At 39.0% G+C, this 17,036-nt stretch carries 25 protein-coding genes; 12 read left to right on the plus strand and 13 right to left on the minus strand.

Annotated features, from left to right (window positions below; all coding sequences use genetic code 11):
- Nucleotides 1-757 (minus strand): acylphosphatase (locus PLI06_09600; protein HOI77847.1); only part of this gene is annotated, 757 nt, incomplete at its 3' end.
- Nucleotides 758-915: 158 nt separating this feature from the next.
- Between PLI06_09600 and PLI06_09605 the strand changes: the two genes are divergently transcribed.
- The 5 genes from PLI06_09605 to PLI06_09625 are packed head-to-tail and all read left to right on the plus strand — an operon-like array spanning nucleotide 916 to nucleotide 4,528.
- On the plus strand, nucleotides 916-1,917 hold the full coding sequence (locus PLI06_09605; protein HOI77848.1) for a type II glyceraldehyde-3-phosphate dehydrogenase: 1,002 nt from the start codon (nucleotides 916-918) through the stop codon (nucleotides 1,915-1,917).
- A gap of 25 nt (nucleotides 1,918-1,942) precedes the next feature.
- The gene (dnaG, locus tag PLI06_09610; GenBank protein ID HOI77849.1) at nucleotides 1,943-3,271 is read left to right on the plus strand and encodes a DNA primase DnaG; all 1,329 of its coding nucleotides are present in this window, start codon (nucleotides 1,943-1,945) and stop codon (nucleotides 3,269-3,271) included.
- The gene (locus tag PLI06_09615; protein ID HOI77850.1) at nucleotides 3,258-3,500 is read left to right on the plus strand and encodes a KEOPS complex subunit Pcc1; all 243 of its coding nucleotides are present in this window, start codon (nucleotides 3,258-3,260) and stop codon (nucleotides 3,498-3,500) included. Before dnaG ends, PLI06_09615 begins: the two co-directional genes overlap by 14 nt.
- 5 nt (nucleotides 3,501-3,505) lie before the next feature.
- On the plus strand, nucleotides 3,506-4,111 hold the full coding sequence (locus PLI06_09620) for a 30S ribosomal protein S3ae (protein HOI77851.1): 606 nt from the start codon (nucleotides 3,506-3,508) through the stop codon (nucleotides 4,109-4,111).
- A gap of 3 nt (nucleotides 4,112-4,114) precedes the next feature.
- Nucleotides 4,115-4,528, plus strand: a complete 414-nt coding sequence (locus tag PLI06_09625) for a phosphoribosyltransferase family protein (protein ID HOI77852.1) — start codon at nucleotides 4,115-4,117, stop codon at nucleotides 4,526-4,528.
- On the opposite strand, the gene PLI06_09630 is transcribed toward PLI06_09625, so the two are convergent.
- Entirely contained in the window at nucleotides 4,506-5,135 is a 630-nt protein-coding gene (locus PLI06_09630; protein ID HOI77853.1) for a DUF434 domain-containing protein, read from the minus strand. The genes PLI06_09625 and PLI06_09630 overlap by 23 nt on opposite strands.
- A 107-nt stretch (nucleotides 5,136-5,242) precedes the next feature.
- Here PLI06_09630 and PLI06_09635 point away from each other — a divergent pair, with 107 nt between their 5' ends.
- Both PLI06_09635 and PLI06_09640 read left to right on the plus strand, forming a co-directional pair.
- Nucleotides 5,243-5,674 (plus strand): hypothetical protein, encoded by a 432-nt coding sequence (locus PLI06_09635; GenBank protein HOI77854.1) that lies wholly within the window; start codon nucleotides 5,243-5,245, stop codon nucleotides 5,672-5,674.
- 17 nt (nucleotides 5,675-5,691) lie between these two features.
- A complete protein-coding gene (locus tag PLI06_09640) occupies nucleotides 5,692-6,171 on the plus strand; it encodes a MarR family transcriptional regulator (protein HOI77855.1) in 480 nt (159 codons plus the stop codon).
- 8 nt (nucleotides 6,172-6,179) lie between these two features.
- Here the strand turns inward: PLI06_09640 and PLI06_09645 are convergent, their stop codons facing one another.
- The 6 genes from PLI06_09645 to PLI06_09670 form a co-directional block, all read right to left on the minus strand.
- Nucleotides 6,180-6,959: a tetratricopeptide repeat protein gene (locus tag PLI06_09645; GenBank protein HOI77856.1), complete on the minus strand. Its 780-nt coding sequence runs from the start codon at nucleotides 6,957-6,959 to the stop codon at nucleotides 6,180-6,182.
- 86 nt (nucleotides 6,960-7,045) lie between these two features.
- Complete coding sequence (locus tag PLI06_09650; protein ID HOI77857.1) at nucleotides 7,046-7,213, minus strand: hypothetical protein; 168 nt, start codon at nucleotides 7,211-7,213, stop codon at nucleotides 7,046-7,048.
- 1 nt (nucleotide 7,214) lies between these two features.
- Nucleotides 7,215-7,505 (minus strand): YkvA family protein, encoded by a 291-nt coding sequence (locus PLI06_09655; GenBank protein ID HOI77858.1) that lies wholly within the window; start codon nucleotides 7,503-7,505, stop codon nucleotides 7,215-7,217.
- A 55-nt stretch (nucleotides 7,506-7,560) separates the two neighbouring features.
- Nucleotides 7,561-7,734, minus strand: coding sequence for a hypothetical protein (locus PLI06_09660; GenBank protein ID HOI77859.1), 174 nt, complete (start codon nucleotides 7,732-7,734; stop codon nucleotides 7,561-7,563).
- 75 nt (nucleotides 7,735-7,809) lie between these two features.
- A complete protein-coding gene (locus tag PLI06_09665) occupies nucleotides 7,810-7,995 on the minus strand; it encodes a hypothetical protein (protein ID HOI77860.1) in 186 nt (61 codons plus the stop codon).
- A gap of 93 nt (nucleotides 7,996-8,088) precedes the next feature.
- Nucleotides 8,089-8,586 carry a tetratricopeptide repeat protein gene (locus tag PLI06_09670; protein ID HOI77861.1) on the minus strand — a complete coding sequence of 166 codons (498 nt, stop codon included), beginning with the start codon at nucleotides 8,584-8,586 and terminating at the stop codon, nucleotides 8,089-8,091.
- An 86-nt stretch (nucleotides 8,587-8,672) separates the two neighbouring features.
- On the opposite strand from PLI06_09670, the gene PLI06_09675 reads away from it, so the two are divergent.
- The 4 genes from PLI06_09675 to PLI06_09690 all read left to right on the plus strand — a co-directional run bounded on the left by PLI06_09675 (nucleotide 8,673) and on the right by PLI06_09690 (nucleotide 11,039).
- Nucleotides 8,673-10,073, plus strand: coding sequence for an MBL fold metallo-hydrolase (locus tag PLI06_09675; GenBank protein HOI77862.1), 1,401 nt, complete (start codon nucleotides 8,673-8,675; stop codon nucleotides 10,071-10,073).
- Nucleotides 10,074-10,078: 5 nt separating this feature from the next.
- On the plus strand, nucleotides 10,079-10,540 hold the full coding sequence (locus PLI06_09680; GenBank protein ID HOI77863.1) for a DUF488 domain-containing protein: 462 nt from the start codon (nucleotides 10,079-10,081) through the stop codon (nucleotides 10,538-10,540).
- A 66-nt stretch (nucleotides 10,541-10,606) separates the two neighbouring features.
- Nucleotides 10,607-10,822, plus strand: a complete 216-nt coding sequence (locus PLI06_09685; protein ID HOI77864.1) for a type II toxin-antitoxin system HicB family antitoxin — start codon at nucleotides 10,607-10,609, stop codon at nucleotides 10,820-10,822.
- Complete coding sequence (locus tag PLI06_09690) at nucleotides 10,815-11,039, plus strand: type II toxin-antitoxin system HicA family toxin (GenBank protein HOI77865.1); 225 nt, start codon at nucleotides 10,815-10,817, stop codon at nucleotides 11,037-11,039. The genes PLI06_09685 and PLI06_09690 overlap by 8 nt, the downstream gene beginning before the upstream one ends.
- Before the next feature lie 15 nt (nucleotides 11,040-11,054).
- Here PLI06_09690 and PLI06_09695 read toward each other — a convergent pair whose 3' ends face one another.
- From PLI06_09695 to PLI06_09710, 4 genes are all read right to left on the minus strand, one after another.
- On the minus strand, nucleotides 11,055-11,249 hold the full coding sequence (locus tag PLI06_09695; protein ID HOI77866.1) for a helix-turn-helix transcriptional regulator: 195 nt from the start codon (nucleotides 11,247-11,249) through the stop codon (nucleotides 11,055-11,057).
- 18 nt (nucleotides 11,250-11,267) lie between these two features.
- The gene (locus tag PLI06_09700; protein HOI77867.1) at nucleotides 11,268-11,681 is read right to left on the minus strand and encodes a hypothetical protein; all 414 of its coding nucleotides are present in this window, start codon (nucleotides 11,679-11,681) and stop codon (nucleotides 11,268-11,270) included.
- 325 nt (nucleotides 11,682-12,006) lie between these two features.
- Entirely contained in the window at nucleotides 12,007-12,468 is a 462-nt protein-coding gene (locus tag PLI06_09705; GenBank protein HOI77868.1) for a hypothetical protein, read from the minus strand.
- 180 nt (nucleotides 12,469-12,648) lie between these two features.
- Complete coding sequence (locus tag PLI06_09710) at nucleotides 12,649-15,255, minus strand: cation-translocating P-type ATPase (GenBank protein ID HOI77869.1); 2,607 nt, start codon at nucleotides 15,253-15,255, stop codon at nucleotides 12,649-12,651.
- Between the two features lie 121 nt (nucleotides 15,256-15,376).
- Here PLI06_09710 and PLI06_09715 point away from each other — a divergent pair, with 121 nt between their 5' ends.
- Nucleotides 15,377-15,895: a universal stress protein gene (locus PLI06_09715; GenBank protein HOI77870.1), complete on the plus strand. Its 519-nt coding sequence runs from the start codon at nucleotides 15,377-15,379 to the stop codon at nucleotides 15,893-15,895.
- Nucleotides 15,896-15,926: 31 nt separating this feature from the next.
- On the opposite strand, the gene PLI06_09720 is transcribed toward PLI06_09715, so the two are convergent.
- Nucleotides 15,927-16,940, minus strand: coding sequence for a protein kinase (locus tag PLI06_09720; protein ID HOI77871.1), 1,014 nt, complete (start codon nucleotides 16,938-16,940; stop codon nucleotides 15,927-15,929).
- Nucleotides 16,941-17,036: the final 96 nt, after the last annotated feature.

Here is a 17,036-nt window from a genome sequence, read left to right on the forward strand (position 1 = left end):
CGAGAATTGCAAAAGGCTGGTAAGGTCTCCCAAGTCTCCTCCTAAGCTCTGCCACGGCATCTTCATTTGAAGCATCGCACCCGATGTGATATCCACCAAGACCTTTTATTGCGATGATTTTGCCATCTTCGAATAACTTTGCTGCAGTTTCAATGGGATTTTCTAGTTTTTTCCTAGACCTATCAAAAAGCGAATAATGAGGTCCGCATATGGGGCATGCCACAGGCTCCGCATGATACCTTCTATCTAGGACATCTTTGTACTCTTTAAGACAATCTGGGCATAGTTTAAAATGGCCCATCGTCGTCATTTCTCTGTCGTATGGGGTCTTTTTGATTATGGTAAACCTCGGGCCGCAGTTTGTGCAGTTAGTAAATGGATAAAGAAATCGTCTGTCAGTTTTTTCAAACATCTCCCTCTGGCAGTCCTCGCAGACGCATATATCGGGGGGTATTATTGAAGCGGACCCAGAGCTCCCACTTTTACTTTCTTTGATGTAAAAGACGCCTTGTTTGAAATTTTCATCAGAAGATTTGAGGGATATGTCAAGCATATCAATCTTAGCCAAAGGCGGTTTTTTTTGATTGAGATCTTCTATAAAATTATCCACATCATGAGGGGCCCCATCAATAACAATCTCTACATATTCCCCTCTGTTTCTCACATAGCCACTGACCTTGTTTTCAACGGCAATCCTGTAAACAAATGGCCTAAATCCCACCGCCTGGACGGTGCCATAGACCATTATACTTTTCATGAATTGTGCTTGTAACTAACTTTATATAAAAGTTAGTATCAACGCAAGGCTGATTTTACACAAAAAATATATAGCAAACGCTTATAAACGTCCAATTTCAAATATCTTTAAGGTGAAATTAATTTACTTATCAATAACTTCTAACAAAGGTGAATTTCATGATCAATGTATTCATAAACGGATACGGTACAGTTGGGAAGAGGGTAGCAGATGCAGTCGCCCTCCAGAAAGATATGAAGATTATAGGCGTCTCGAAGAGAACGCCCGATTTTGATGCAGAACAGGCAATAAAGAAGGGCTTTGACCTTTATTGTGTTGAGGGTGCCGATGTCGATGCCTTCAAAAAGAGGGGGATGAAAACAAACGGTTACTTAAAGGATATCAAAGACTCTGTAGACGTAGTCATAGACGGCGCCCCAGGAAAACAGGGGGCTAAGAATATGGAGCTCTATAAGTCACTTGGGCTAAACGCCATTTTTCAGGGAGGAGAAGACGCTTCTATTGGTACATCCTTCAATGCTCACGCTAATTTTGATAAAAATATCGGCCAAAAATACATAAGAGTTGTCTCTTGCAACACAACTGGACTTGCAAGGACATTAAGCTGCCTGAATGAGGCCAATGCCATAAAGAAGGTAAAGGCTGTAATGATAAGAAGGGCAGCTGACCCAGGAGACAATAAACGAGGCCCAATAAATGCCATTGTGCCCGAGGTAAAGGTACCGTCTCATCACGGCCCTGATTTAAAGACTGTTCTCCCGATAGATATTGAAACCATAGCTGTAAAGGTGCCAACAACACTGATGCACCTTCACACAATAATGGTAGATTTAAAGAAGGATGTGAAGAGGGAGGAAGTAATAGACTTATTCAATAACAGATCGAGAGTTATTCTAGTAAGCAAAGAAGATGGAATAGATTCTACCGCAGATATAATGGAATTTGCAAAAAATCTGGGTAGAAATAGAGGGGACATGTATGAAATCAACGTCTGGAAAGATTCAATCAATGTAAAGGATGGAATGCTTTACTACATCCAAGCCGTTCATCAAGAGTCAGACATAGTCCCAGAAAATGTAGATGCCATAAGAGCAATGTTTGATCTTAAGAAGAGAGACGAGTCAATTGATATGACAAACAAAGCTCTTGGTATTCTATAATTCTTTTGAGGGAGGGAATTTTATTATGAGCGATAAAGATTTTATTGAGGATATTGTATCGAAGAAAAGTGAGGATTATTTTAAGGATATAAAAGAGGAAGTTGGTACAACTAAATACATCATCAAAGCACAAATTACAGCTAGCGGTATCGTTGAAAGACCTGATGTCGTAGGGGCTATATTCGGCCAGACCGAAGGCCTGTTAAGTGATGATCTAGATTTAAGGGAGTTACAGAAGACTGGAAGGATAGGAAGGATCAGGGTCAACATTAACTCAAAAAATGGGAAAAGCACTGGGGAAATCATAGTCCCGTCAAGCCTTGATAAGGTTGAGACAGCTATACTTGCCGCATCCCTTGAGACAATCGATAGGGTCGGACCGTGTAACGCTAGGATAGATGTAACAACAATAGAAGACGTTAGAAAATCAAAGAGGAATTACGTAATCGACAGGGCCAAAATAATACTTACAACAATGGTTGATGAGATAACCCCAGAAAGCTCTGAGCTTACAGATGAGGTAAAAGAATCTGTTCGGATGGGGGAGATTAAATCCTTTGGAGAAGACCAACTCCCGGCAGGACCTAACGTTGACGAAAGCGATGCAATCATCGTCGTCGAGGGAAGGGCGGATGTTTTAAATTTATTGAAGTATGGAATTAAGAATACCATAGCCGTTGAAGGAACAAGTGTATCAAAGACAATAGGTGTAATCTCTCATGAAAAGACAGTTACCGCATTTGTTGATGGAGATAGGGGGGGCGAGCTAATTCTAAGGGAGCTTTTCCAGATAGCAGAGATAGACTATATTGCAAGGGCCCCAATGGGAAAGGAAGTAGAGGACCTTACAAAAAAAGAAATAATTAAAGCCTTAAGAAACAAGATACCCGCAGAGCAGTGGATTGTTGAGAATCTAGATAAACCAAGATCAGAGAATCATAAACCACAAGTAAAATCTGAAGAAAGAGAGCCACATCAAAAGAACCACCACCACGAGCCACAAAAGCCAGTAGAGCCGGTACAACCAAAAAAGCCATATTCTGATCTGGACCGATTTGGCGAGATAATTGAAAAATTACCCGGAACACTTGATGCATACCTTTTAGATGCAGACGGCAAGGTAAAACATAAAGTTTCTGTAAGAGATTTAGTTGACGCAATGAGATACACCGAGGACTATGAAGCTGTAGTATTTGACGGCGTTGTAACACAGAGACTTGTCGACATTGCAGGCGAGAAAGGCGTCAAATTCCTTGTTGGTGTAAAAACTGGAAACATAACAAAGAAACCTGTAAACTTAAAGGTACTTTCCTTTAAGGAGCAGGGCGGCGAAATGGAAAGTGCAGGTGTATAAAATTAAAGTAAAACTTTCCTTTTTTTTCAACAGTGAAAAAACAGCCGAGGCTTATTACAACGGAATTTACGTTGATAACAAACCTTTTAAAGGAACTTCCATCTCTACTAGAATATATAAAGAGACCTTAGAAGTAGAATCTGAGTCTGAATCTATAGGGACTCTTAAAAATACTGTAGATGATATTATCGCATGTGTTGAGGCAATAAGGAAAACATTAGTATTATAGGAGGAATTTTATTGGCTAGAAAAAGAGTAGCAGGAAAAGACCCATGGAAAGCAAAAGCATGGTATACTATTTACGCTCCAGATATGTTTGAGAAGAAGGAGATTGGTGAGACGATATCCGACAAACCTGAGAAGGTTTTAGGTAGAAAGATTGAGACAAATATGAAGGAGCTTACAGGTGACATGAAGAAGAGTCACATAAAGCTAATCTTTAGAGTAAAAGAGGTCACAGGCGAAAACGCCTATACCGAATTCTTTAGACAGGAACTTTCAAGATCATACCTTAGAAGTCAGATAAGAAGAAGAAATTCAAAAGTTGACTCAATTTTCAACATAAAGACAAAGGACGGATACAACCTAAGGGCATCCACTTCAGCAATACTTACCACAAGGATACTTACATCCCAGAAGAAGGCTATAAGGGATATAATCAACCAGGAGCTCACATCAATTAGCACAAACAACGACTTTGCACAGTTCTTGGATGAAGTCACAAGCGGCAAGATGTCAAGTGAGATTTATAAAAAGGCTAGGAAGATCTACCCACTAAAGAGAGTAGAAGTCACAAAGATAAAGCTCGTTGACAAGCCAAAAGTAAAAGAGGCTGCATAAACTGTGGAAGAATTTACTTTCCATAGTATTTTCTATTCTTTAAAGGAAATAAAAATCCCATTTAATTTTGATATCATCGTGGGAATAGCAAGGGGCGGGATAATCCCCTCTTCAATTTTATCATTTATTTATGAGAAAGAGCTTTTCTTGATGTGGTTAAATCTTTATGGCGAAGGCATGCCGCCGGAAAGGGTCTACGAAAAGCCAAAGCTCATGCGGCCTTTTGATTACGATTTTAGAGGTAAGAGAATACTGCTTGTAGACGACCTATCAAGAAGTGGAGAGACAATCGAATTTGCAAAAGGCATCCTCTTAAAGAAAGGCGCCTCTGAGATAAAGTCACTTGTTTTAGTTGGAAAGGGTGATTACTCACTTGAAGAGTTTAAGGGATGCGTCAAATTTCCCTGGAAACTTTAATCTTTGATGGCAGGTCAATAAATTTTTTTACTTCAATTATTATGGCCGAGTCATTTGTAGCTATTATCCCATCCTTATTTTTCAAGACATGATCGACGCTTAGAATAGTCTCTGAATCACCTTTTAGCCCTCTTTCTTCTATCCCTTGTCTTATAATCTCTGAAAGCTTTCCACTTTTACTTATCATCTTGTCAAGATAGAATTGGGCATAGCCTGGCCGATTTTTTTTTAATAGATTAAGCACGAGGTCAACTGATTCTAAAGTCTCATTTGTTATCCTGTGCTTTTTTGACACATTCCTTGTGTCCCGTAAAACCCCATCCATCGAAACAAAGGCCTTATCCATGAGAACAGATTCAGTTGTTATTATGACATTATAGCCATCAACAAAAATCTCTTTACCTTTAATCTCCTTTAGCGATGTTTTCTTTCTTTTTGTTTCTAGAATGTAATCTTTAGGAAAAACCGTTCTTGATAGGGTATACCTTTCTTGATTTTTAAGGCCATAGTGGTCACCTACAAATCTCAGGGCATAGAGTTTTGGATAGCCTCTATTCAGGAGAAGGTATAGGTCATATTTAGCCTTATCAAAAGGGGATCTGTCCATAAAATACTATTAGTTTACAAGTTGAAATTGTTTTTGATTAATTAGGTAATATGTTACCTAATAGGAAGATTTATAAATAGTTCACATCACAGATGAATAAAGGTAATATGTTACCTATTGGAGGGAAATTCATGGAAAAAATATACTTGCAAGTGATCGGAATATGGGTATTATTTGTCTTCGTGGCGATATTTAACGGCTCAATAAGACAATTTCTAATTGCACCGAAGGTAAGTGAACTAACAGCGCACCAGATAAGCTGTTTTACCGGAATAACTATGTTCTTCATAGTCATGTATTTATGGCTGAAATTTACGAGTGCCTCCTATACAGGACATAATCTAATAATCATCGGAATAGCTTTCCTATTTTCAACAATTGCGTTTGAGTTCCTGTTTGGGCATTTTGTCATGGGCCACAGCTGGGCAAAACTATTGCACGACTATAATCTTTTTGAAGGAAGGCTTTGGTCACTTGTTCTTGCCTGGACAACTATAGGCCCATACGTTATTGCTAAATACGTCTTAGGTAAGATCTAGACCAGGAGAAATTCAAAATGGAAAAAACAATTAGATCTAAAACATTCGAAATATTTGGTAAGATATTTTTCTTAAGCAATAGACTGGAATATCTTGGAGACAACGAGCTAAGAAAAGATGGCCTTACAACAAAGCAGTGGCAGCTAATTGCAGTCACAGGAAAATATTTTACCTACCCTCCTTCGGTGAGTGAGGTGGCAGAGGTCCTAAGCACAACACACCAGAATATCAAGCAGATTGCCCTGAAGCTTCAAGAGAAGGGATTTATTTTAATTGAGAAGGATGAAAAGGATAGAAGAGTTTTGAGACTAAGATTAACAGAGAAGAATAGAAAGTATTGGGAGTCAAAATCAGATGAGGATGTTGCATTCATAAGTTCACTTTTTAGCGCATTGGCAGATCAAGAGCTTCAAGAATTATATATTCTGCTAAACAAGCTGGAAGAAAATATTGATCTGAGATATAATGAAATCAATAAGAACTTTAGGTCCATATAATTAAAATACTATACTTCAAACTTATGTGCAGTTGGAATTGCCCTTTGAACGCCTTTCTTTACCCCTACATCAAGTCTATGCTTTTCTAGAAGCATATATTTTAGGTCACTTGCCGCCTTGTGATTTTGATCTATCTTTAAGGCCATATCATAGCATTGATTTGCCCACAAGTATTTCCCAAGTTTTTCAAGGGTCTCCCCCTTATGCACCCATTCATCGGGTGTGAGAGGTTCCTTTTCAACAATCCTTGAAGAATAATCCTTTTCTATTTTGCCCCTACATACCTCGGCCTCATCGAATCTTTCAAGTGACTCCAAAAGATTTGCCATACTGTCCCAGGCCAAGAAATTTGATGGGTCAATCTTAGTTGCAAGAGAATAGAAGTCAAGAGCTTCTTCAATCTTCCCAAGCCTTTCAAGAAGAAGGGCCTTGTTGTAAATAGCCGAATAGTCAAGAGGGTCAAGTTCCATTGATTTATCATAGCACTCAATAGCCTCTTCATACCTCCCAATAGACCTCAAAGCAATGGCCTTAAATTCCCAGGCAAATGCATTATCTGGGTCAATCTCAATTGCCCTGTTAAAGGAGTTGATTGCATCCTCAAAATTATCAGTACCTGCGTAGAGAAACACATACCCCTTTAGCCAGTGAAGAAATGGGTCATTCTTATTTGTCTTGAGCAGCTTGTTTATCTTAGTCTGGGCCTTTTTGATCTTTAGATCATCAAGCAGGTTAAAGATCTCTTCATAATTTTCCTTTATTTCCTGGGGCATGGGGGTGTTTTTCATCGTATCTCCGTTCTAATGCTAATTGATATAGTTATTATGGAGTTCAACTATTTAAAATTTTTCTAGATTAGTTCGTTTTAGACATTTTAACTAAAATGAAGGACAAGGACTATAATAATCATGATGAGCAGGATAACAAGACAAGAGAAAATCAAAGGGTCAGTGAATAGCCTTTCAGAAGGCTTTCTAGGGACTAATTTCTGTTCTCTCGGTACAAGCCGTTCCCTCCTGTAGAACATGTCTTTATCTTCCATGCTATTCTCCCTTAATCTGTTTAACTTGAGTATCCTTATCCTTCTTTTTATTGTACATCATTTTTACACCCCGCACAATAAATCCGACCATAAGGACAAAAGCTGCAAGGTCATCGCCCCATCCGGCAAGGGGTATAAAATCAGGGAGCAGGTCAAGTGGGGAGGCGATATACACCCCGAGGATTGTCGCCATGGCCCAGTTGAAGATCCTCTCTCTAAATATATACAATAAAATAAGGGCTATTAATAAAATTACTAGGATGGCAATAAGGACTGTATAGTACCATTCCATTGTATCAGATTATCCTAAACTGCTATATTAGATTTTCTTGAATAAAAAAGAAATATTAATTTTCTTCTAGATCTTCTGGCTCTTCTAACTCTTCGTCATCTTCGAAATCTATGAATCCAACATCTTCAATAGTTTCGTTTATTGTCTCAAGATTTTTGTTAATGGCCTTCATTTCCTTTAAGATCTCCGTCATAATCTTTAACAGCATATATTCAGATTCTTCCTTCATATAGATTACCTCCGACTAATATTGATAAGAATTTGACCATTTATAAATTAATTTATTCAAAAATAATCGGAGAGTCTAGAAGCTTTTGCCGCATTTCTTACAGTGCCAGTTAGGTTTTGGCCCTAAGATTATGCTCTCGCCAAACTTTAGGTTTCCTTTTTCATACTCCTGGTAATCTTTGGATGTAGGATATCCATAAAAGATTGGGATTACTTTTTTAGAGTTGCAATAGCTGCATACGGGATTTTCCTTTTCGACCATTTAATCAAATCTCTCTAAATTTGATTATTGCTTTACCTATATTTAGGGATATGTAAAAAATCAGGTAAAACATGGAAAATAATAAAAATATTATTATGTTAGAGAAGGATTCAATCGTTTCGCCTCATCGTAGCATATCTTTGCTTCTGCATTTCTGCCAAGAAGCTCCAGAGCAACTCCTTTATTATACCAAGCTTCCGCATCCTTTGGATCAATTGCGATAACTCTGTCAAAGCAAGCGATTGCATCTAGATATTGGCCTTGGCCCCCAAATATAATACCTTTGTTGTACCAGGGGAGCGTATCATTTGGGTCCAGAGCAATGGCTTTGTCATAGCATGTTATTGCTTCGCTGTACCGTTGGAGCTGATCAAGAGAGACACCTTTGTAGACCCAGGCTTCTTTGAAATCTGGATTTACTGATATCGCAGAGTCGAACATTGTTATGGCCTCATTGTACTTTCCCTGATTGAAAAGTGTCATTCCTGCGCTGTAATATGCATCCGCTGATTTTGTACCACCCAAACACCCGGGGCTCACCAATACGCCGAACAGCACCAATATTACAAACAATCTTTTTATGTTTTGCATCGAAGCCTAATTGTACCCCAAATTTATAAAGATATGCAAAACTTCAAAAGCATAAAAATATATACATTCTTTCCTGATAGTATTACATGGATATTAAAATACTTGGCGGAAAGAATGAGATTGGCGGAAACAAAATCCTTCTAGAGCACAAGGGGACAAGAATCTTTTTAGACTTTGGGATGAGCTTTGGCGAGAGCGGGAAGTATTTTTCTGAGTTCGTGCAACCTAGAAAGTGCGGATGCCTTTCGGACTTCTTTGAGTTTGGACTTCTCCCAGAGCTAAAGGGCATTTACAGGGAGGACTACCTAAAGCACATGGGACTCCCACCTGAAAAGAAGGAAGTTGATGCGGTGCTACTAAGCCATGCGCATGCGGATCACGCCCAGTACATACATTTCTTGAGAAAGGACATACCGATCTTCTGCACAAGGGAATCAAAGATAATCCTTGAGGCGCTCGAAAATACCGGGGCATCGGGATTTTCTGACCTTGTTACTTACCTAGAGTCATTTGCATTTTATGAGAATAGGAACGGAGGCCTTAGCCGGGTTGATAGAAAAAAGGAAGAGTTTGTTTTTGATAGAGAGTATAATATAATGAAGCCATATGAAAAATACAGGATAGGATCCCTTGAAGTTGAGATGCTTCCAGTTGATCATTCACTCCCCGGTGCATGTGGTTACATAATTTACTCAGACGAGGGAAATTTGGTCTATACGGGGGATATAAGGTTCCACGGATATGTGGAAGAGCAAAGCAAGGAGTTTGTCTCAAGGGCAAAAGCTTCTAGCCCAAGATGGATGATTTCTGAAGGAACGAGAATCAATAACGACAGAATTGATAGTGAGGAAGGAGTTAAAAAAGATATATCTGCCGCAATCTCAGATGCCAAAGGCCTTGTGCTAATAGAACACCCCATAAGAGATCTATACCGTGCAAAGAGCATATATGATGCAACAAGAAAAAATGGGAGGGATTTTGTAGTTGGCTTAAAGCTTGCATACCTAATCAATTTGATGGGCGAGTTAAGCCCTTTTAGCATTAGTGATGTTAAGATTCTTGTTCCAAGAAAGAAGTGGGGGCTTATTACAAAGGAGGCTCTTGAATGGGGGCAAGTTTGTCAGGACTATGACAAGTGGGAGAGGGATTTCTTGGACAGGGATAACGCAATTACATTCAAAGATTTAAATAAAAACGAGGATAGTTTTGTCCTTTCTATGAATCTATGGTCGATGAATCAGCTGATTGATATCCGGCCAAAGAGTGCACTCTGGATAAAATCAAATTGTGAGCCATTTAACGATGACATGGAGCTTGATGAACAGAGAAAACAGAACTGGCTAAATCATTTCAATATAACTCAAGTTTCTGCGCACGCCTCTGGGCATGCTTCAGGCCCAGAGATACGGGGCATGATAAAAACAATAAAACCAGAAGAGCTGATACCGGTCCACACAGAGCATCCAAAGCTATTCAAGAAAAACTGAGATTCATGATAATATATACAATAGGACACAGCAACAGAAAGATTTCTGATTTTATTTCTATACTGAAAAAATTCAATGTCGAACTTTTGGTGGATATAAGGACATTTCCATTCAGCAAATACGTTCCAGACTATAACAAGGAGAACATTTCTAGGTCACTAAAAGAAAATTGTATAGAATATTTATACAAGGGAGACAGGCTTGGTGGAATGCCTCCTGAAGGATTTAATACTTATCGAAAAAATGAGAGATATAATGATGCCTTGCATGAACTTCTAGGTGAGATATTGGGAAATCAGAAGACAGTAGCATTAATGTGCAGTGAGAAAGACTATAATAATTGTCATCGGAGATTTGTATCGGAAGATTTAGAGAAAATAATTTTAGATAATAGTTTGGATATAGAGATTGAGCACATAGTTGACGAGAGCGGGATTGATAAGACATTGGATCAATATACAAGTTAAAATTTCTATCTGATTATGCGATTCATTAATCTTATATACCCGTTGGTATTAATAAAAGATGATATCATGGGAAAAACTTATGATGTAGTAATTGAAATAGACGAAGATGGTTATTACGTTGGAAGTGTACCACTACTTCCTGGATGTCATACTCAAGCTAAATCTATTGACGAGCTTTTGATTAGAATTAAAGAAGCTATAGAACTTTACCTAGAAGTTAAGGAAGAGCAAAAAGAGGCTACTAAATTCTTGGGCATTCAGAGAGTCGAAGTAAATGTCTAAAAAGTTAGTTCCTTTAGCACCTGAAAAGATTATTAAGATTCTTGAGAAGTTTGGATTTAAACAATTAAGACAAAAAGGTAGTCATTTAATATTAGAGAATACAAAAGGAAAAATTGTAATCGTTCCTATACATGATAAAGAGATAGGAAAAGGTCTTCTAAGAAGAATTTTAAAAGAAGCAGAAATAGAGAAAGAAGAATTTTTAGATTTTTTATAGATCTTAATAATAGCTTCACTCCATTATGAAAACATCCTCTATCTTATCCTTACCAAGCGCTTTTGTGATTTTATAGGCAAGTTCCAGGGAAGGGTTGTACCTCCCCTGCTCCAAGGAGTTAATAGTCTGCCTTGTGACCTCTACTATTGCTGCAAGCTCTTCTTGGGTGATCTTCTGCTCCTTCCTGTACTCCCTTATTCTTGTTTCCATATTTTCTCCAGTAGATTTCTAATACTTTCTCTCTAAGATTTTGTAAGCGATTACATAGAAGACCAGTACAGCGCATACGGCGTAGCTTATGAACATAGAGTATCTCATCGTGATTGGCTGAATCCCGTCAAGGATTATTATGGCGAATGCAACGAAGATAAAGACCATAAAAGTTAGAGTCCCTGCCCTATACCTTAACATCTCTATCCTTTCATCAATTATCTTTTCCCGCTTTGTGAAGTACATCATTAATGTTACAAGGATCATAACAAACCCTATGTAAATAAGGTAATTCCCAACAGTAGAATACCCAAATAACTCATTTGTTCCTATGTTGTAGCGATTTAGGAGAATACCTGAAATCATCAATACTGCTATGAGAACTACTCTAAGAATCATACCTTTTTTTGTCACAACTTTTTTGCTTGCCATTTTAAATACCTCCAAGATGTAAAAAATATATTACATTTTATTTATAAAGGTTTGGTTTTTGTCAAAAATATATTACATCTTGAGTAGAATAAAAGGCCCAGATATAAACCGGGGAGTTTATGAGATGATAGTAGTCTGGGCCTTGTATCAGAACTTGTAAGGCCACTTTAATGATTAATCCGAGGAAATTTGTATTTCTTTCAATCTCTTCTCAATGACTCTTTCAACTTGAGCTTTGGAGAATATACGGAATATTTAATATCTTAGTTGGCATGTTTTTTTTATTGATTGCTTTTAAATTTAAAGAATTGAAAAGAAAAATGAATTATTTTTTGTTTTTATCAAGTATCTTAAAGAATTGATTCATGGGGTATTCCTTTGGTATTATAGTTATTTCAAATTTATTTTCATTACAAAGGAATTTTGCACCGACTACTCCAGGGCTCAAAGCCCTAAAGGTATAGACAGCTTTCACTATACAGCCAGAATCACCTTCCTCAAAGTCGACCTTAACATCCATTAATTCAGCATGCCCACAATAGAAATCAGCTTCGCTATAAACTTCACATCCCTGGCCTTTAATCTCTACCTGGATAATATCGCCTGCCTGGACTACCGGAGGGGCGTAAATATTACAATATTCTATCCCGGGGGTGCATGGATCCATTAGACATAAAATACAGGCCCATGAGCAAACGTTTTCTTCTGGGTCACAAAATCCACTAACTGAATTAAATGAAGTAACAACAAACAACAAAGAGAATAATAAAGCAAATATCTTTTTCATAGTAGATCACACCTTATAATGATAAAAATAAATAAGTATCATATTTAACGTTTTGCCCACGTTGTTTTTAGGTCAAAATTGGCCTTTTTATATACCCCTTGTTTTCTATTGGAGTTTCCAAACCGATTACCAAAAATAATTACCCTTAATTTCAGAGCCAAGTTATCCAAAAGGTAAAAATTAATGCAGATGCCTTTGGTGGAATATCTTCCACACTTCAAACCACAGTATGCTTAGAAATCCTGCGCCCAGGCATAGGAGGATATCTGTAAAACTAAGAGGAGAGAACTTGAAGAGATTCTGCCCGAAGGGAAGGTAGAGTATTACTCCCAAAAAGAATAGAGCTCCTCCTGCGACATACCAGAGTGTTCTATTTGGAAGCTCTAAACTCCTGAAGATAGTTCTAGACCAAGACCTGTTCATAAATATTAGTCCAAGATTTGCAAATATGAGGGTAGTATAAGTTAAGGCCCTGGAATGCGTTTCACCATCGCCGCCGTAGTATGACATCAAAAACACTGCGAGGACTACCACCAAAACACTTAATCCTTGGAAGAAGCTTATAGTGGCTGTTTTCCTGCTGAAGAGTGAATCTTCAGAGGTCCTTGGAGGCCTCTCCATAATATCGGCCTCTTCCTTCTCAGCTTCAAAGACGAGGGAGCATGCAGGGTCAATTACAAGCTCCAAGAAGACTATATGCATCGGTAGCAACACGAGTGGCGTCTTGAGTATAACGGGGATAAGCGACATCCCTGCAATTGGGACGTGGACTGCAAGGATATAGGCCATCGCCTTCTTTAGATTGTCATATATCCTTCTCCCAACTCTTACCACCTGAACTATCGATAAGAAGTCATCATCTAGTAGGACAATGTCTGAGGCCTCTCTTGCAACATCCGTGCCCCTTCCCCCCATGGCAATCCCAATGCTTGCGGTCTTTAGCGCCGGGGCATCGTTTACACCATCGCCTGTCATTGCGACTACTTCGCCGTTCGATTTAAGCGCATTTACAATCCTAAGCTTCTGTTCCGGGACAACCCTAGAGAAGATGTTCACTGTTTTTATTCTCTCTTTTAGCTCTTCATCGCTAATCTTGTCTAGCTCATCCCCAGTTATCCTTTCCTCTGGATTTTTTAGGCCGATCTGTCTTGCAATGTTCTGTGCGGTGTTTGGGTAGTCGCCTGTGATCATTATAACCCTGATTCCTGCACCATACGCTTCTTTTACCGCGCTTGGCACAGAATCCCTCACAGGGTCCATTAGGCCAATCAATCCTAAGAATTTGAAATCAAAATCATGCTGGTCTTCTGGTAACTTACTGCCACTAAAAGTTGATTTAGCAACACCCAATACCCTCAAACCATTGTTTGCTATATCTGCTACCTGGGCCAATATGCGCTCCTTTTCTTTCTTATCAAGGTGGCATAGGTCAACTATGGCTTCAGGCGCCCCTTTGGCAGCCACAAGGTAGTCTTTTCTGCCACTAGGCTTAAAGACGTGGGTCATGGCAAGAAGCTTTTCAGATAGGGGGTACTGCTGGAGCAGGGGTGAGTCGTTATTGAAGTTTTTCAGGTACTTTTCGCCTACTTCCTTAAACGCCTTCTCCATCGGGTCAAAAGGTTCCTTCTGGCTAGACAAAATGCTGTACTCTATTACCTCATGGAACTCATTTGGGATGGTAGCAGCTTTACCGTCAATTGCATGCTCCTTATCTTTAGTAAAAATCCTTGCGACAGTCATCTTATTCAAAGTGAGAGTTCCAGTTTTGTCTACGCACAAAACGGTTGCAGAACCAAGAGTTTCAACAGCAGGGATTTGCCTCGTCAAGACCCTGTTCTGCGATATCCTCCAGGCGCCAAGGGCCAAAAATACAGTCAGCACAACAGGAAACTCTTCTGGCAAAATGGACATTGCAAATGTTAGCCCTGCTAGAAATCCCCCCAATAGATCTCCCCTCGTGAGGGTGTAAATAGAAATTATTGCAATACACAAAAATAATCCAGCTATCGAAAAGTTCTTCACAAGCTTCCTAGTCTCCTTCTGAAGCCTTGTCTGGTCTGATTCTTCTATCTGGAGGGCCTTTCCAATCTTTCCCAGCTCAGTGTTTATGCCCGTCCCAAGGACCTCTGCTATCCCCTGGCCGTTTACGACAAGGCTACCAGAGTAGACAAAGGGGAGGTCATCCCCTCCGGGTTTTCCCATTTCAGATGAAGTTAAGGAGTTAATCTTTCGTACAGGTACAGACTCTCCGGTAAGAAGCGACTCATCGCAGGAGAAGTTTGTGGATGACCTTAAAACTGCATCGGCAGGGACTCTGTCCCCTTCAGAGAGGATGAGTACGTCGCCTCTGGCAACTTCCCTTCCCGCAATACGCTTCTGTACCCCGCCCCTTACGACAAAAGCTCTGGGGCTCGACAGGTCCCTTAAAGCTTCCAAGGCCCTCTCAGTTTTCTTCTCCTGGTAGAAAGTTATCCCTATGATAACAAACACAGAAAGCAGAAGCATCAAGGCTTCCTGGATGTCTCCAAAGATAAGGTAGATGACGCCACAAGCAACTAGCAAAAGAAACATCGGCTCTTTGAGAACGCCGATTGCTATTGCAAATGTACTCTTCTTCTTTTTTGATGGGAGCTCATTATAGCCTTCTTCATTTAATCTTCTCTCTGCTTCAGCTTCTGAAAGGCCTTTTACTTTTGAGATGTCCCATTCTTCCATAGAGGCAATCAGGGAATAGTTCTTATAACATTTACTAAAGAATACAACAAATGTCTTTATAACTATCGACATTTATTTATAAAAAATAATATTTTTTTGTTATCCCACGATATAATTTTTTTATATTTTAGAATTTATTCTAAAAATAGATAAATTTATATATATGAATAATATATTTCACATGGTGATATAAATGGCTGAATTAATAAGAAGGATACTAGTTCCAGTAGATGGATCAAGATCTTCAGAAAAAGCTATAGAATATGCCGCATGGGTGGCAGGTAAGACAGGAGCATGCGTCATGCTGCTCCACGTAATCGATGCAGACAAATTGAAATTGTCATTTGAAGCGATGGATAAGTACCTCCCAGGGTGGGAAGATAAAATTAAAGGAACAGATGACATAAAGAGATACTCTCCGTTCTTTGAAGAGCAGCTTAGCTGCATGATGGAGGATCCTGTATGCAAGAGAGGACAAAAGGTCCTTGACGAAATGGCAAAGTATGCAGAAAAACAGGGAGTTAAAGTTAAGAAAATGATGAAGCTTGGAAGAGTTGTTGATACTATAATTCAGACCGCAGATGACGAAAAGTGCTGCAATCACATAATCATAGGCAAAACTGGGCTCACAGGATTAAAGAATCTTGCAATGGGTCACGTCGCAGAAGATGTGGCAAAGTATGCAAGCTGCAGAGTAACAGTTGTTCCTTAAATCTAATAATATTTTTATTTTTAATTTTCCTTTAAACAAAAAATCTAAAGGTTATGTAGGGCCCGCTTCTACTGTTCCATCCCAAGGACAGGATATCATTGTTTCTTAAAATGTGTTGGGCTATCCTTGTAAAATTCCCTTTATCAAAAAGCCAAAGACCGTTGACGCTCTTGTTATCATAGATCACATATCCTCCATTTTCCTCTCTTATAACGGCATGCACTTCATCGACAAAATAGTTAATGTCCTCGATTTTTACCTCTGACTCATTGCCCCTGCCAATCTTGACTTCACCGTTTATAGAATATATTCTATTTACAATATTATCTTGGTAAAAGTATAGCAAGGGTTTCTTTGGCAGTATAGAAAGCAGGCTATCTAGATACACGCTTCTCTTGTTGTAATCCTCCCTCAAAAATGGCTCTAGCCTGTTAAAAAGCATGATTTTTTCATCTGGCAGTTTTTCTAGCAACAGAAAAAGGGCTAGTTTTGCTAGGCCGTAGCTATCAGTAAAGTATCCTGAAATCCCCCTAAGTAGCTCTGAAGGGGAGAAGTCCCCGCTATGGATCCTGGTATTATCCTGAACTTTAACATCCACCGCCGTCTCAAAATCAGATAGCACCGCCCTTTTAGTATGCTTTTCTATAATCACGTTTGACGGCTTAACGTCCCTATGTATGAAGCTATTTCGGTGGAGATACTTTATGGCGTCGTGTAGCTGGAGCAAGACGGCATACCTTTCATCGAGCGGTGCGGAATTGTTCCCATAGGCCAACAGAGCATTTTCACCATTTATATATTCCAAAACTAAATAAGAAAAACTGCTTGAGAAATCAATGGCCTTTACTATGTTGGGGTGATCGAGCCTTACCAGTACATTGTATTCTTTTTCAAACCTGTCCAACGCTATTTTTTCCTGGCCGGGAATGGGAATTTTAATGATTACATACCGTCCCGTAGGCATATACTCGCCCAAAAATACAGAAGATACTTCATTTTTCGATAGCAATGACAGGATTCTGTACTTATTGTCAAGGACGCTCATTAGAAAAAATTAAGGAGGGCCTCTATTAAAGTTTTTGGAGATTTTCGGCTGTGGGACATATTTATTTTAAGCACTAGTCTTTTACAATGATCACAT

Origin of the sequence: Methanofastidiosum sp., assembly GCA_035362715.1 — an archaeon.
Taxonomy (GTDB): Archaea; Methanobacteriota_B; Thermococci; order Methanofastidiosales; family Methanofastidiosaceae; genus Methanofastidiosum.

Coding starts and splice junctions, on each gene's coding strand:
- PLI06_09605 (HOI77848.1), top strand. CDS start 916: ATGATCAATGTATTCATAAACGGATACGGTACAGTTGGGAAGAGGGTA.
- dnaG (HOI77849.1), top strand. CDS start 1,943: ATGAGCGATAAAGATTTTATTGAGGATATTGTATCGAAGAAAAGTGAG.
- PLI06_09630 (HOI77853.1), bottom strand. CDS start 5,135: ATGGACAGATCCCCTTTTGATAAGGCTAAATATGACCTATACCTTCTC.
- PLI06_09635 (HOI77854.1), top strand. CDS start 5,243: ATGTTACCTATTGGAGGGAAATTCATGGAAAAAATATACTTGCAAGTG.
- PLI06_09640 (HOI77855.1), top strand. CDS start 5,692: ATGGAAAAAACAATTAGATCTAAAACATTCGAAATATTTGGTAAGATA.
- PLI06_09645 (HOI77856.1), bottom strand. CDS start 6,959: ATGAAAAACACCCCCATGCCCCAGGAAATAAAGGAAAATTATGAAGAG.
- PLI06_09650 (HOI77857.1), bottom strand. CDS start 7,213: ATGGAAGATAAAGACATGTTCTACAGGAGGGAACGGCTTGTACCGAGA.
- PLI06_09655 (HOI77858.1), bottom strand. CDS start 7,505: ATGGAATGGTACTATACAGTCCTTATTGCCATCCTAGTAATTTTATTA.
- PLI06_09660 (HOI77859.1), bottom strand. CDS start 7,734: ATGAAGGAAGAATCTGAATATATGCTGTTAAAGATTATGACGGAGATC.
- PLI06_09665 (HOI77860.1), bottom strand. CDS start 7,995: ATGGTCGAAAAGGAAAATCCCGTATGCAGCTATTGCAACTCTAAAAAA.
- PLI06_09670 (HOI77861.1), bottom strand. CDS start 8,586: ATGCAAAACATAAAAAGATTGTTTGTAATATTGGTGCTGTTCGGCGTA.
- PLI06_09675 (HOI77862.1), top strand. CDS start 8,673: ATGGATATTAAAATACTTGGCGGAAAGAATGAGATTGGCGGAAACAAA.
- PLI06_09680 (HOI77863.1), top strand. CDS start 10,079: ATGATAATATATACAATAGGACACAGCAACAGAAAGATTTCTGATTTT.
- PLI06_09685 (HOI77864.1), top strand. CDS start 10,607: ATGGGAAAAACTTATGATGTAGTAATTGAAATAGACGAAGATGGTTAT.
- PLI06_09690 (HOI77865.1), top strand. CDS start 10,815: ATGTCTAAAAAGTTAGTTCCTTTAGCACCTGAAAAGATTATTAAGATT.
- PLI06_09695 (HOI77866.1), bottom strand. CDS start 11,249: ATGGAAACAAGAATAAGGGAGTACAGGAAGGAGCAGAAGATCACCCAA.
- PLI06_09700 (HOI77867.1), bottom strand. CDS start 11,681: ATGGCAAGCAAAAAAGTTGTGACAAAAAAAGGTATGATTCTTAGAGTA.
- PLI06_09705 (HOI77868.1), bottom strand. CDS start 12,468: ATGAAAAAGATATTTGCTTTATTATTCTCTTTGTTGTTTGTTGTTACT.
- PLI06_09710 (HOI77869.1), bottom strand. CDS start 15,255: ATGTCGATAGTTATAAAGACATTTGTTGTATTCTTTAGTAAATGTTAT.
- PLI06_09715 (HOI77870.1), top strand. CDS start 15,377: ATGGCTGAATTAATAAGAAGGATACTAGTTCCAGTAGATGGATCAAGA.
- PLI06_09720 (HOI77871.1), bottom strand. CDS start 16,940: ATGAGCGTCCTTGACAATAAGTACAGAATCCTGTCATTGCTATCGAAA.